The organism is Streptomyces sp. A1277 (assembly GCF_004795015.1).
Taxonomy (GTDB): domain Bacteria; phylum Actinomycetota; class Actinomycetes; order Streptomycetales; family Streptomycetaceae; genus Streptomyces.
In genome coordinates, this window is sequence record NZ_SSBI01000034.1 from 16,003 (window position 1) to 28,714 (window position 12,712).

Sequence of the window (12,712 nt, forward strand, 5' to 3'; positions counted from 1 at the left end):
CGCAGTCCTGTGGTTCAGGGGCAGCGGCCCTGAACCACAAGGTCCGCTCCCTGGTGAAGCCAAGACCCGAACTTGTCTTCGGTGGCAACAGTTGGTGAAGTGCGCAGGTGTACCAGGTCGTTGGAGGGCGGGCCGCGCAGCGGGCCCTCGGGCAACAGTGAGGGGGTCGAGCGTGGCACGGGCCATCGTGCGAGAGACGGGTACGGGCGCACGGAGGGCGTCGCCGCTGGCCACGCCGGAAGCGGGTGCCTTCGCGAGGGAGCTGCTCGACAGGGGCTGGGCAGCGGTGTTCCTGCCCGGTGAGCCCGCCCGGCTCGGGCGGTTGCTGTTGTGGAAGACCGCCGGGTCGGCTGCCTGGAACGGCGCGATGCCCACCGGTGTCGAGACCGATGCGGTGGAGCTGGTCCTGCCGCACGGCCGCTCGGTCCGGCGACGCAGGGTGGAGGTTTATGCGCTCCCTCCCGCCGTCGCCGTTTCCGCTCTGGCCGGAGCCGTACCGGCACATCCCTCCGGGGCCGCGTGGCAGGCCGCCGCCCGTTTCGCGCTACGGCTGCTTGCCGACGGCCGACTCCACCCCGCTCTCACCCCGGCCGGTTACGACACCTGGCAGGTGGGCCCCTTCACCGCCGCTCAGCGGCAGGCGCTCGATGGCCTGGCCGCCGCTTTCCCGCCCCACGCCCACTGTCTGCCCGAGGCCGGCCCGGCCCCGTTGCGCATCACCGAACCAGGCGCTCTGGTACGCCGGTTCTGTGACTCGGTGGCCGACGATCTGGTCCGCAGCCCGGCTGCTTCGCTCGCCATGGGGGCGCTGCCGTATGCCTGGCGCGAGGCGCGTGCGATGCCCGCCTTGCGTGAGTGGGCCGAGGAGACCGCCGCCGCGTTCACCGCAGAGGTTCGTGTCTCGCTGCGCGTCGACGTACCGGAGGGGCGGCGTCAGCAGTTCCGGGCCGTCGTGCAGGTGCACACCGCGGCGGATCCGGCGCTTGTCGTCGAGGCCGCACGGGTGTGGAGCGCACCGGCCGAATCGGAACGGCTGCTCGGCCCGCGCGCCGAGACCGAGACGCTGCTCGCACTGCGCCGCGGCGCCCGTGTCTGGCCCCCGCTGCAGCGGCTCCTCAAGGAAGCCGCTCCCGATCAGCTCCGTCTTGTCGATGACGAAGCCGTCGACCTGCTGGGGGACGCCACCGACGCTCTGCGCGCGGCGGGTATCGACGTGCACTGGCCGCGCGAGCTGGTCAAGGCGCTTAGCGCCACCGCGGAGATCGGACAACGCACCGCACCCGGTTCCAGCGCGGGCGGTTTCCTGGGGGCGGATGCTCTCCTCGACTTCCGCTGGAGGCTCGCGCTGGGCGACGATCCGCTCACCGAGGCCGAGATGGACGCCCTCGCCGAGGTGCGCCGCCCCCTCATCCGGTTGCGCGACCAGTGGGTGGTCGCCGACCCGAAGCTGGTCGCCCGAGCCAGGCGCCGCCGGATGGAACCGCTCACTCCCATGGAGGCGCTGAGCGCCGCACTGACCGGTGAGGTGGACAAGGGCGGCCAGTCGGTCCCCTGTACAGCGATCGGTGCGCTCGGCGCCCTCGTCGCCCGTATCCGCAATCCCGAATCCTCCGCTCCCGCTCCGCAGCCCGCCGCACTCAAGGCCACGTTGCGCGACTACCAGAAGCGCGGCCTCGCCTGGCTGGCCGAGATGTGCGAGCTCGGCCTCGGCGGCTGTCTCGCCGACGACATGGGCCTGGGCAAGACCATTACCCTCCTCGCCCTCCACCTGCACCGTCAGACCGACCCGGCCACCGCAGGCCCCACCCTCGTCGTCTGCCCCACCTCCTTGCTCGGCAACTGGCAGCGGGAGGCGGCAAGGTTCGCGCCGGCCACACCCGTACGCCGCTACCACGGCGGCGACCGCCACCTCACGGACCTGGCCGACGACGAGATCGTCCTGGTCACCTACGGGGTGCTGAGGCGCGACCGTGAAGTGCTCGCCGAGACCGCCTGGTCGCTGGTCACCGCGGATGAGGCCCAGCACGTCAAGAATCCCTACGCCGTCACCGCCCGCGCACTGCGGGCCCTGCCCGCCGGCGCCCGCGTCGCTCTCACGGGCACGCCCGTGGAGAACAACCTCTCCGAGCTGTGGGCGCTCCTGGACTGGACCACACCTGGACTCCTCGGCCCGCTCACCGCCTTCCGCGACCGGTACGCCCGCCCGGTCGAGACGGGCGAGGACCCCGAGGCCGCCGAGCGACTGTCCCGTCTCGTACGTCCCTTCCTGCTGCGCCGCAAGAAGTCCGACCCGGGCATCGCGCCCGAATTGCCGCCCAAGACCGAGACCGACCGCGTCGTGCCGCTGACGGCCGAGCAGGCCGGCCTGTACGAGGCGGCGGTCCGCGAAACCATGGCGAAGATCGCGGAAGCGGATGGGATCGCCCGGCGCGGGCTGGTGCTGAAGCTGCTCACCGCCCTGAAGCAGATCTGCAACCACCCCGCCCAGTACTTGCGTCAGTCCACGCCGGTACGTGGCCGCTCCGGCAAGCTGGACCTGCTTGACGAGCTGATCGACACCATCACCGCCGAGGGCGAGTCGGTGCTGGTCTTCACCCAGTACAAGCAGATGGCGACCCTCCTGGAGAAGCACCTCGCCGAACGTGGTGTCCCCACCCTCTTCCTGCACGGTGGCACGCCCGTCTCCCGGCGCGAGGACATGGTGGAACGCTTCCAGCGGGGTGAAGTGCCGGTGTTCCTGCTGTCTTTGAAGGCTGCGGGCACCGGACTCAACCTCACCCGTGCCACCCACGTCGTGCACTACGACCGGTGGTGGAACCCGGCTGTCGAGGACCAGGCAACCGATCGCGCATACCGCATCGGCCAAGACAAACCCGTCCAGGTGCACAAGCTTCTCGCGGAGGGGACCGTGGAGGACAAGGTGGCGAAGCTACTGGAATCCAAGCGCGCGCTCGCCGATGCCGTCATCGGCGCAGGCGAGGCCGCCCTGACCGAACTCTCCGATGCCGACCTCGCCGAACTCGTCGCCCTGGGGAGCCGGCCATGAGTCCTTCGCTCCCCGGACCGCGCCGCGCACCCGCCCGCGGCAAGCGAGCCTTCGCCGCGACCTGGTGGGGCCAGGCATGGGTGACGTCCCTGGAGGACTCCACCCTGGACGCCGGACGGCTGTCGCGCGGACGCACCTACGCCCGCAAGGGAATGGTCGGCTCGATCAACGTCGCCCCAGGCCGGATCAAGGCCGCTGTCCAGGGCAGTGAGCCGCGCCCGTACCGCTCAGCGGTCCATCTGCCCGTCCTCACCGACGCCCAGTGGGACACCCTGCTGGACACGATCGCGGCCCGCGCCGGGCATGTCGCCGCGCTCCTCGACGGCGAAATGCCGGCCGAACTCGTCGACGATGCCCGCCAGTCAGACGTGCCACTGCTGCCCGAGGCCACCGAGCTCGATCCCGAGTGCTCCTGCCCCGACTGGGGCCACCCCTGCAAGCATGCTGCCGCGCTCTGCTACGCCATAGCCGCCGGCATCGACGCCGACCCCTTCGTGATCTTCGCGCTGCGGGGTCGCGATCGCGACGAAATCCTCGCTCAGTTGCGGGCACGCCGTACGACAGCTCAGGAGGCCGCCACCTCACCGGCCCCGACCGGCATTCCGGCGGCCGCCGCATACGCCCGCTGGACCGAACGCGCATCCGAACTGCCCCGGCCCCCGGCCCCTGCTGCCCACGCCTCCGCGCTGCCCGTCGCCCCGCCGCCCGGGACCGGCCTGGCCGCCACGGACCTGGAGCGCCTCATGGCCGACGCCGCCGCACGCGCCGAGCGCCTTCTCACGGGCGAGACCGCCAGCCTGTACCTGACCCAGCACCAGGACGCGGTACGGATCGCGGCGAGCAGCCCCGGACCCGAGTGGTTCCATCACCTGATCCGGAACACCGGTACCAAGCCGGCCGCGTTCGCCCGTCTCACCCGTGCCTGGCGGTTCGGCGGCTCCCATGGCATGACCGTCGCCGAACAGCCCCACACCCCCGACCCGGTGGTGATGACCGCAGCCCGCACCGCCCTGAACGCGGCCCTCGCCGAGATGACCACCACGCACGCTCCCCTCAGGGGCTGGCGCAACCGGCTCACGCTCACCGGCCACGGCATCCAGCTCCGCCTGGGCACCGACACCCGCTGGTACCCCTACCTCCTGGATGACGACGGCGAATGGTGGCCCGCGGCACCGGCCGAGGCCGATCCGACCGCAGCACTCACTGCGGTCTGGCGCCGGACCCGGTAACCGGCCGGACAGCCCGAAAGCGGCCGCACACGGGCGGGGCCGCTGGTCCGACGGACACAGGCTCGTGGACATGAGTCTGCGTCTGAGCACCGTGGTCCTCCCCGTCGACCGCTGGCACGAAGGCGGCCGCGCGAAATGGCAGCGGGCCGAGGATCTGGGCCTCCACGCCGCGTACACGTACGACCACCTGTCCTGGCGCAGCTTCCGCGACGTCGCTCGTGATCACGGTGACGTCGCCGTGCTCCATATGAGCCGTGGCCGCGAGCATCGCATCGATGGCGTACTTGTGACCGTGCAGGCTTTCTGCGGCGAGCAGTCTGCTTGCCGCACGTGCGATCTCCTCCGTGACGGGGCGCACCTTGGCCAGGGAAACGGCATGGTCGAACGCCGCCTGCGGCACCTCCGGGTCGCGTGCCTCGACCAGCGCGGCAGCGCTCGTCACGACGAGCAGGTGCAGCCTGCGGGCGACGTCCAGCCATACGGTCATGTCACGGTGGCGACGGGAGAGCTCGGAGAGGGCCTCGCTGTCGAGAACGAGGGTGCCGCTCATGTGGCGTCCGCCCGAGCCGACGCACCGCGGTGGGCGGCGCAGGCCGGGTCGGACCACGGGCGCATGAACAAGCAGTACGCCGACAGCGGTTGTGTGCGCCGTCGTGTCAGCTCCCCAGGAACTCCCGCACCTCCGCCACGAATCGCTCGGGTTCCGTGCGGTGGATCAGATGCCCGGTCTCGATGGTGACCATCCGTCCCCGGGGCACCCGGCGAACCAGTTCGGCGATGCCCGCCTGGGGGACGGGGCTGCTGCCGCCGCCCGCCAGCGCAAGGGTGGGGGCGGTGATGGCGCCAAGGCGTTCCAGCCATTCCGGTTCGGGGGTGTCGATCTGTCGTCGTACGGCGGGCACCAGGTCCCAGTCGAAGGACAGCTCCCTGTCCGGACGGACCGCGGCCGACGGCTTCCGGGGCAGCGGCGCGGGGACGTCCTCCAGGACGAGCCGGTCCACCCGGCTGCCGTCCGCCTGGGCCACCAGGTAGGCGATGGCACCGCCCATCGAGTGCCCGACCAGGTCCACCCGGTCCAGGCCCAACGCGTCCAGGAAGCCCAGCACGTCGTCGCGCATCAGCGTCAGCGAGTACGTACCCGGCCAGTCGCTGCGACCGTGCCCGCGGAGGTCGAGGGCGTGGACCTGGCGACCCGTGGCGAGCGCGGGGGCCACCTCGTCCCAGTCCCCGGCGGTCTCGCCCATGGCATGGAGCAGGACGAGCGGCGGGGCGTCCCGCGGGCCGGAGACCTGGTAGGCGAGGCGGACCCCGGAGACGTCGACCGAGCGATGATCAACCATGCACGCAACCTAACCGACGTGCCGCCGGTCGCCCGCCCCCGAGCCCGCGCGTGTCCGGCCCGCGAACAGCCCCCGGACAGCCCGCGCCCGCCGCCTCGCGGGCGGTGCCGCACTCCCGCGCACGTACGGCTCGCAGCCCCGGAGCTACTCCCGTGCAGCTCAAAAGGGTGGGGGCCAGCCACAGCCGATCACTTCCGCGACAATTCGGTAACCGGTGGATCGGAAAAGGAACTGGCGTTACGGTGAAGGAGACCTGTGGGTATAAGTGTTCGAGGGGGCTGCTGTGCGTGCGCGGAACACACGCCACAGCACAGCTCTTTTCGGCCACTTATCCACGTCTCTGTGGTCCCCCGGGGCGGTCAGGCGCACCCCACGCGATCCCCTACTTGACGCCAGGACTCCATCCCGTTGTGGCGTCTATTTCGCCGTGTTCACGATCGGAGCATCTGCGATGAGTAATCCCTTCGAATTCCACGAAGGACGTTTTGTCGTACTGCAGAATGAGGAGGCATACCACTCGCTGTGGCCGGCGGCCATGGAGGTGCCCGCCGGGTGGCGCCTCGTTCTTAAGGAGTCCTCGCGCCAAGCGTGCCTGGATTACGTGACAGAAAGAGGGACGGACCTCCGCCCTGCCGGCCTGGCCACCACGACCGCATGACCGCGCTGCTTGCCCGTCCCGTTCAGCGGGTCCGAACTCTGCTGGCAGACGACGACCCCATCTCCCGCGACGTCGTGCAGGTCGCGCTGCGCAGCGATGACCGACTCCACCTCGTGGCGGGCATCGACAGCCGCCGACCGCTCTCGGAATGGCCCCTGGGCCGGGTCGAGGTCGTCGTGCTCGGCCTCAGCCACGGTGACGTCCTGCTCAGCACGCTGCGGGATCTCGCCGCCCGCAAGATCAAGTCCGTCGTGGTGGGCCTGGACTGGAACCGCAGGGTCCTCGACAACGTCCTGGCGGCGGGGGCCTCGGGCTGCCTGGTGAAGGACGCCAGGCTTGAGGGGGTCGTCAGCGGGGTGCGCGCGGTGGCGGCGGGCAACCGCGTCCTGTCGCCCCGCCTCCTGGAGATCTACGCACCGCGCCACGCCCGCGACGGCGGCGCCGACGATCTGGTGATATCCCGCCTCACCCTGCGCGAACGGGAGATCCTGAGCCTGCTTGGCGAGGGACTGTCCACGTCCGAGGTGGCGGCGGCCTGCGGAGTGTCCGGCGCGACCATCAAGAGCCACGTCTCGCACGCCCTCACCAAACTGCGGGCGCGCAGCAGGCTGGAAGCCGTACTGATGCTGAAGAGGCAGTAGCCTCCGCAACCTGGTCCGTCGGCGGCCCCGGGGCCGCCGACGGACCCCGATCTCACACCGTCGCGGGCTGCCCGGCCGGCAGTTCGCGGTGGCCAGCCAGCTCGCGGGCCAGCCGCTCCTGGACCAGTGACAGGTCCTCGCAGTCGACGCCCTCGCGTTCGCTGATGTGCGTGCGGTAGAGCTGGTCGAACCGCTCCTCGTCCACATCGGCCCCTATCTGCTCCAGCATGTGGCGCAGTATGCCGCGGCCGGAGTGCCGCCCGATGAGCAGCGAGCGGCTGCGGCCGAACCGGGACGGCTCTACGAACTCGTACGTGGTCGGATTGCTCAGCATCCCCTTCTGGTGGATGCCCGCCGTAGTGCCGAACACGTACGTGCCGAAGATCGGCTTGTTGCGGGGCTCGTCGAGGTGGATGATCCGGCGCAGCGTCTCATACGCGTCGTACATGAGCGACAGGTCGACGCCGGTGCTCATCCCGTACTCCTCGGTCTTGTACGCGAGGACGGCGGCCAGTTCCTCCAGCGGGGTGTTGCCGCCCCGCTCACCGATGCCGCCCAGCGTCACCTGGACCTCGTCGGCGCCCGCCCGCAGCGCCGCGAGCGCGTTCGCCAGCGACAGGCCGAAGTCGTTGTGGCAGTGCGTCGAGATCCGTACGGAGGGCGGCACCCAGGACCGGACCTTGGCGATCAGCGCGCCGTACTCCTCGGGCACGGCACAGCCCGTGGTGTCGGCCAGGATCACGCAGTCCGCGCCCGCCTGGACGGCGCTGTCGCACAGTGCGTGCACCAGGTCGTCCGCGCCCCGGCTGGCGTCCTCGATGCCCACCGACACGTGGCTCACCCCCAGCGACCGGGCGAAGGCCACGCTGTCGGTGATCTCGTCGATGGACTGCTGGCGGGTGATGCCCCGTTTGTGGGTCAGATGGATGTCGCTGCCGGTGGCCACGAGCTGCACCTCGTGGTTGTCGGTGCCGGCTGCCTCCACGGCGGTCTCGATGTCGCTGCGCATCGTCCGGGAGAACGTCGCCAGCCGGGCCCGCTTGAGTTCCTGGGCGATCAGCCGAGTCGCCTCGAAGTCGCGGGGCGAGGACGCGGGGAATGCGGCCTCCACCACGTCGACGCCGAGCTCCTCGATGCGTCGGGCCATCTCCACCTTGTCGTCCGGCTGCATCGCGTTACCGGGCGCCTGCTCCCCGTCCCGCAGCGTGGTGTCGACTACGGCGATCCGCCGGTTCTGTGTCGGCGCTGTCATGGGTCCCTCCCTCAGTCAGTGGTCGGTCCGAGTCAGTGGTCGGTCCGAGTCAGTGGTCGCTCCGAGTCAGTGGTCGCTCCGGCCGCCCGCTCAGTCGCCGACCCGGCCTGGCACCGCGCCCACCCACTCGTCGGCGAATCGTTCCGCCCTCGCCTCATCGCGGAAGGCGTACGTCTTCAGCAGCCAGCGCTCGCGGGCCCGGTCGTGGTCGTGGACCTCGATGCGCTCCCGGTTGTGCAGGCCGTCCTGGTTGGCGAAGGTGAACAGGTCGCCGGTGCGGATGCGGTGCCGGGTGCGCTCGGCGCGGGCTAGCGAGTTCTTCAGGGCGATCAGCGCGTCCTTCGCCTCGTCCGGGCTGTCGGCGGCGACCGTGGTGTGGGTGTCCAGGTACCGGAAGCTGTACGCGTTCTCCAGGATCGGGTGGTGCCCGGACTGGGTCAGGCCCTGGTTCGCGTCCTTGGAGACGACGTCGAAGGGGGTGACGAAGTACGGCTCGCGCAGCACCTTCTGCTCGGCGTCCGTGAGCCGGGTCAGCAGCTCGCGCCCCGACACGAAGCCGGTGTAGACGAGGTCGCCCTCCGGGCAGCGCATGCCGAGCAGGGTGATGAAGTCCGCCCGCACCCGGTGCGCGGTGCGGTCGTTGTGGAAGACCAGCTCGCCCTCGGTGAAGCCGGTCTGCTGACCGGCGTACTGGTCGTGCGCGATGACGTCGGTGAAGAAGTCCCCGTTGAAGCGGGTCGCGTACGCCAGCAGGGGAGCGCCGGTGAGCTGTGAGAACAGCGTGTGCAGGGCTTCGGCGACGAAGGTGGTCTTGCGCGCGTACTTGTCAGCGAGCGGGTCCGCGTTGCCCAGCAGCGGAACCTCGTCGTCCAGCGGGCAGTTGCGCAGGACGTGGACGTCGACGCCGGCGCGACGGTCGGCCTGGATGCGGTCGCACACCTCGGTGAGGAAGGACGGCACGGAGCCGGAGGCGATGAGGTCCGCCACCGCCTGGGCGAAGGCGGGGTAGTCCTGGTAGGGATTGCCCCGGACCGTCGTGAGGACGGAGTGCAGGGAGCGCCGTTCTGCTTCGGTCAGTTCGTGGGTGAGGTGCATGCCGATCGGTTCCTGACGGATGGGCCGACGTTCAGGCCGGCGAGGGGACAACGGTGAGGAGGAAGGTGGCGAGGCGCGCCAGGATCTCCTTGAGCGCGTCCGGGGGCTGGGTGAGCGACAGGCGTACGTGCCCCTCGCCGCCGGGGCCGAATGCCGAGCCCGGTGTGACCGCCACAGCCGCCTCGGACAGCAGCCGTGCGGCGAAGGTGGTGTCGGTGAGGCCGGTGGCCCGGATGTCGGCGAGGACGTAGAACGTGCCGGACGGCGGCCTGGCGCGCACCCCGGGCAGGGTGTTCAGCCCCGCCACGAGCAGCCGGGCCCGGTCGGCATAGGCGTCCGCCATGGCCCGCAGCGACTCCTGCGGGCCGGTGAGCGCGGCCAGCCCGCCGCTCTGCACGAACGATCCCGCGCAGGCCACCGTGTGCTGGTGGACGGCGAGCATCGCGGCGACGAGGTCGGGCGGACCGGCCGCCCAGCCGAGCCGCCAGCCCGGCATCGCGTACGCCTTGGAGAAGCCGTTGACGGTCACGGTGCGGTCCGCGCAGCGCGGACGGGCCGCGATGCTGAGGTGCCGGGCGTCGTCCAGGACCAGCTTCTCGTAGATCTCGTCGGTGACGATCAGCAGGTCGTGGTCGAGGGCGAGCCCCTCCAGGTCCGCCGCTTCCCGGGGGGTGAGCATGCGGCCGGTCGGGTTGTTGGGGGTGTTGAGCACCAGGGCCTTGGTGCGGGGTGTGACGTGCTCCTCCAGGCGGGAACGGTCCAGGGCGAAGCCGTCTTTGGCGGACAGGGGCACGCTCACCGGGACCGCGCCCGCCAGCCGTGCCATCGCCTGGTAGCTCACCCAGCTGGGCGTTGGCACCAGGAGTTCGTCGCCCGGGTCGAGGAGAGCCATGAAGGCGGCGAAGAGGGCATGCTTGGAGGACGGGGTGACTAGGACGCCGGTGTCCGCGTCGACGGCGACGCCGTTGTCCCGCAGCAGCTTCGCGGCGATCGCCGTACGCAGCTCGGGCAGCCCCCGGCTGGCCGTGTAGTGGGTGAAACCGTCGTCCATCGCGCGGGCGGCGGCCTCGGTGACGTGGGCGGGCGTGTCGAAGTCGGGGTCGCCGCCGCCCGCGTCCAGGACGTCGACGCCCTGCGCGCGCAACTCCTTGACCCGGTCGTTCAGTCGGACGGTCACCGACTCGGTGACCGTGGCGCAGCGCGCCGCGATCCGGCCGCTCATGCGGGGGTGGACACCGGCAGGCCGGGCCTGCGGCGTCGCTCGTAGGCTGCGATGGCGTCCTCGTGCCGGAGCGTCGCCGCGATCTGGTCGAGTCCTTCGAGCATGCGGGCCCGGGTGTCCTCGTCCAGGGCGAACCCGGCCTCCAGCCCTTCGGCACGGACCGTCCTCCCGCGCAGGTCGACGGTGATCGCGGTGTCCGGCTCGGCCTCGATCCGCTGCCACAGCTCATCGACCGTCGGGTGCGGCAGGGTCACCGTGAGCAGCCCCGCCATCAGGGAGTTGGCCCGGAAGATGTCCGCGAAGCTCGGGGTGATCACCACCTTGAACCCGTAGTCCTGGAGCGCCCACACGGCATACTCGCGGGACGATCCGGTGCCGAACATCTCGCCGGCGACGAGGATGGAACCGCCTTGGTAGGCGGCCTGGTTGAGGACGAAGTCGGGATCCTTGCGCCAGTCGCCGAACAGGCCGTCCTCGAAGCCGTTGCGCCGGTGGGTGGCGCAGAACCGACCCGGGATGATCTGGTCGGTGTCGACATCGCGCCGTCGCAGCGGCACGGCGGTCCCGGTGTGGACGGTGAACTTCTCCATGCGGGTGACTCCTCGCTCACAGATCGGCCGGGGCGGCGAGCCGCCCGGTGACGGCGGTCGCGGCGGCGACCGGGGGCGACACGAGATGGGTCCTGGCCCCGGGCCCCTGGCGGCCCTCGAAGTTGCGGTTGCTGGTGGAGGCGGAGCGGGTGCCCGCGCTGAGCCGGTCCTCGCCCAGCGACACGCACATCGAACAGCCCGCGGCCGCGCGGAACTCGGCCCCCGCCCGCAGGAAGACCTGGTCGAGCCCCTCGTCGACGGCCTGCGCCCGGACTCGCATCGAGCCGGGCACCACCACCATGCGCACCCCGTCGGCCAGCTTCCGTCCGTCGAGCACATCGGCGGCCGCCCGCAGGTCCTCGATGCGGCCATTGGTGCACGAGCCGAGGAAGACCAGGTCGATGGGGACGTCCCGGAGCGCGGTGCCGGGCCGCAGGTCCATGTAGTCGAGGGCGCGGTGCGCGGCGGCGCGCAGCACGGCGTCCTCGAACTCCTCCGGCGCGGGCACCCGGCCGTCCAGCGGGACGCTCTGCCCCGGGTTGGTGCCCCAGGACACGTAGGGGGTCAACTCGCCCGCGTCGACGGTGATCTCCTTGTCGAAGACCGCGTCGTCGTCGGAGCGCAGCGACAGCCAGTACGCGCGTTCCTCGGCCGAGGGGTGATCCAGGTAGTCCAGGGTGGTGCGGTCCGCGGCGATGATCCCGGCGGCGGAGCCCATCTCGACCGTCATGTTGCACAGGGTCATCCGGGCTTCCATCGACATGTTCGCGACGGCCTCGCCCCGGTACTCCACGATGTGGTCCTGGCCCGACTGGGTGCCATACCGGGCGATCAGCGACAGAACGAGGTCCTTGGCGGTCACCCCGGCGGGCAGCCGCCCCTCGACGGTGACCCGCATGTCGCGCGGACGCTGCTTGGGCAGCGTCTGCGTGGCGAGGACGTGCTCGACCTGGCTGGTGCCGATGCCGAAGGACAGGGCGCCGAAAGCGCCAAGCGTGGTGGTGTGCGAGTCGCAGCACACGATCGTCATCCCCGGCTGGACCAGGCCCAGTTCGGGGGCGATGACCGCGTAGATGCCCTGTCCGGGCTGGCCGAGCCGGTGGAAGGGAATGCCGAACTCCGCGGAGTTGCTGCCCATCAGCCTGCGCTGGGCGCGCCTGCCCTCGTCCGGGTCCGGCCGGTCCACCGCGATCGTCGGCGTGCTGTGGTCCTCGGTGGCGACGGTCAGGTCCGGCCTGCGCACGGTCCGTCCCGCGGCGCGCAGCCCGTCGAATGCCTGCGGAGTGTTGACCTCGTGCAGGAGCTGCATGTCGATATAGAGGAGATCCTCGCCGCCCGTGCCGCGCCGCACGAGGTGGGACTGCCAGATCTTCGACGCGAGGGTCGTTCCCGCCATACCTATTGGCCCTTCGCCGCAGGGGGAGAGTGAGGCGTACGGGAGCCGCCGCGCCCCGGGAAGCGGCGGGCCCTTCTTCGCCGCGCCCATGGGAGCACGCACGGCACGCGACGCACAGTCGACCGCGGTGGGTGTACTCCTCCGCCTTTTCCGGTGCTTCCACCTTTGGCGGAGCCGACCCCCCTCCAACGAGCGAAGACGATGCCCGGCGGCCTTGCCATGCTCGCGGTCACGTCCCCCGCT

The 12,712-nt window shown here is 71.1% G+C and carries 10 protein-coding genes and 2 pseudogenes; 5 read left to right on the forward strand and 7 right to left on the reverse strand.

Translation table 11 applies throughout. The features are described 5' to 3' along the window. Positions 1 to 226 precede the first annotated feature (226 nt). From E6R18_RS21875 to E6R18_RS21885, 3 genes and pseudogenes are all read left to right on the forward strand, one after another. Entirely contained in the window at positions 227 to 3,046 is a 2,820-nt protein-coding gene (locus E6R18_RS21875) for a DEAD/DEAH box helicase (protein ID WP_240799819.1), read from the forward strand. Continuing rightward, positions 3,043 to 4,275 (forward strand): SWIM zinc finger family protein, encoded by a 1,233-nt coding sequence (locus E6R18_RS21880; protein ID WP_136318599.1) that lies wholly within the window; start codon positions 3,043 to 3,045, stop codon positions 4,273 to 4,275. The genes E6R18_RS21875 and E6R18_RS21880 overlap by 4 nt, the downstream gene beginning before the upstream one ends. A gap of 70 nt (positions 4,276 to 4,345) precedes the next feature. Continuing rightward, positions 4,346 to 4,486 (forward strand): annotated as a pseudogene (locus E6R18_RS21885) (LLM class flavin-dependent oxidoreductase); the annotation flags it as partial. Here E6R18_RS21885 and E6R18_RS21890 read toward each other — a convergent pair. Both E6R18_RS21890 and E6R18_RS21895 read right to left on the reverse strand, forming a co-directional pair. After that, a pseudogene (locus E6R18_RS21890) lies at positions 4,487 to 4,825 on the reverse strand (DNA-binding protein); the annotation flags it as partial. It lies immediately after the preceding pseudogene. Positions 4,826 to 4,931: 106 nt separating this feature from the next. Then, entirely contained in the window at positions 4,932 to 5,615 is a 684-nt protein-coding gene (locus E6R18_RS21895) for an alpha/beta hydrolase (RefSeq protein ID WP_136318600.1), read from the reverse strand. A 451-nt stretch (positions 5,616 to 6,066) separates the two neighbouring features. Here E6R18_RS21895 and E6R18_RS21900 point away from each other — a divergent pair, with 451 nt between their 5' ends. After that, positions 6,067 to 6,273, forward strand: coding sequence for an MbtH family protein (locus E6R18_RS21900; RefSeq protein ID WP_136318601.1), 207 nt, complete (start codon positions 6,067 to 6,069; stop codon positions 6,271 to 6,273). Beyond that, positions 6,270 to 6,914: a response regulator transcription factor gene (locus E6R18_RS21905; protein WP_136318602.1), complete on the forward strand. Its 645-nt coding sequence runs from the start codon at positions 6,270 to 6,272 to the stop codon at positions 6,912 to 6,914. The genes E6R18_RS21900 and E6R18_RS21905 overlap by 4 nt, the downstream gene beginning before the upstream one ends. Before the next feature lie 52 nt (positions 6,915 to 6,966). Here the strand turns inward: E6R18_RS21905 and E6R18_RS21910 are convergent, their stop codons facing one another. The 5 genes from E6R18_RS21910 to leuC all read right to left on the reverse strand — a co-directional run bounded on the left by E6R18_RS21910 (position 6,967) and on the right by leuC (position 12,469). Next, a complete protein-coding gene (locus E6R18_RS21910; protein WP_136318603.1) occupies positions 6,967 to 8,166 on the reverse strand; it encodes a LeuA family protein in 1,200 nt (399 codons plus the stop codon). Positions 8,167 to 8,256: 90 nt separating this feature from the next. Next, on the reverse strand, positions 8,257 to 9,261 hold the full coding sequence (locus E6R18_RS21915) for a TauD/TfdA family dioxygenase (protein ID WP_136318604.1): 1,005 nt from the start codon (positions 9,259 to 9,261) through the stop codon (positions 8,257 to 8,259). Between the two features lie 31 nt (positions 9,262 to 9,292). Then, entirely contained in the window at positions 9,293 to 10,483 is a 1,191-nt protein-coding gene (locus E6R18_RS21920; protein ID WP_136318605.1) for a pyridoxal phosphate-dependent aminotransferase, read from the reverse strand. Then, positions 10,480 to 11,073: a 3-isopropylmalate dehydratase small subunit gene (gene leuD, locus E6R18_RS21925; protein ID WP_136318606.1), complete on the reverse strand. Its 594-nt coding sequence runs from the start codon at positions 11,071 to 11,073 to the stop codon at positions 10,480 to 10,482. Before leuD ends, E6R18_RS21920 begins: the two co-directional genes overlap by 4 nt. A 16-nt stretch (positions 11,074 to 11,089) precedes the next feature. Then, positions 11,090 to 12,469 carry a 3-isopropylmalate dehydratase large subunit gene (gene leuC, locus E6R18_RS21930; protein ID WP_136318607.1) on the reverse strand — a complete coding sequence of 460 codons (1,380 nt, stop codon included), beginning with the start codon at positions 12,467 to 12,469 and terminating at the stop codon, positions 11,090 to 11,092. Positions 12,470 to 12,712 lie beyond the last annotated feature (243 nt).

Bases quoted from the DNA above. Each gene is read 5' to 3' on its own strand.
- E6R18_RS21880 (WP_136318599.1), top strand. From the start codon at position 3,043: ATGAGTCCTTCGCTCCCCGGACCGCGCCGCGCACCCGCCCGCGGCAAG.
- E6R18_RS21920 (WP_136318605.1), bottom strand. From the start codon at position 10,483: ATGAGCGGCCGGATCGCGGCGCGCTGCGCCACGGTCACCGAGTCGGTG.
- E6R18_RS21905 (WP_136318602.1), top strand. From the start codon at position 6,270: ATGACCGCGCTGCTTGCCCGTCCCGTTCAGCGGGTCCGAACTCTGCTG.
- leuD (WP_136318606.1), bottom strand. From the start codon at position 11,073: ATGGAGAAGTTCACCGTCCACACCGGGACCGCCGTGCCGCTGCGACGG.
- E6R18_RS21910 (WP_136318603.1), bottom strand. From the start codon at position 8,166: ATGACAGCGCCGACACAGAACCGGCGGATCGCCGTAGTCGACACCACG.
- leuC (WP_136318607.1), bottom strand. From the start codon at position 12,469: ATGGCGGGAACGACCCTCGCGTCGAAGATCTGGCAGTCCCACCTCGTG.
- E6R18_RS21895 (WP_136318600.1), bottom strand. From the start codon at position 5,615: ATGGTTGATCATCGCTCGGTCGACGTCTCCGGGGTCCGCCTCGCCTAC.
- E6R18_RS21915 (WP_136318604.1), bottom strand. From the start codon at position 9,261: ATGCACCTCACCCACGAACTGACCGAAGCAGAACGGCGCTCCCTGCAC.
- E6R18_RS21900 (WP_136318601.1), top strand. From the start codon at position 6,067: ATGAGTAATCCCTTCGAATTCCACGAAGGACGTTTTGTCGTACTGCAG.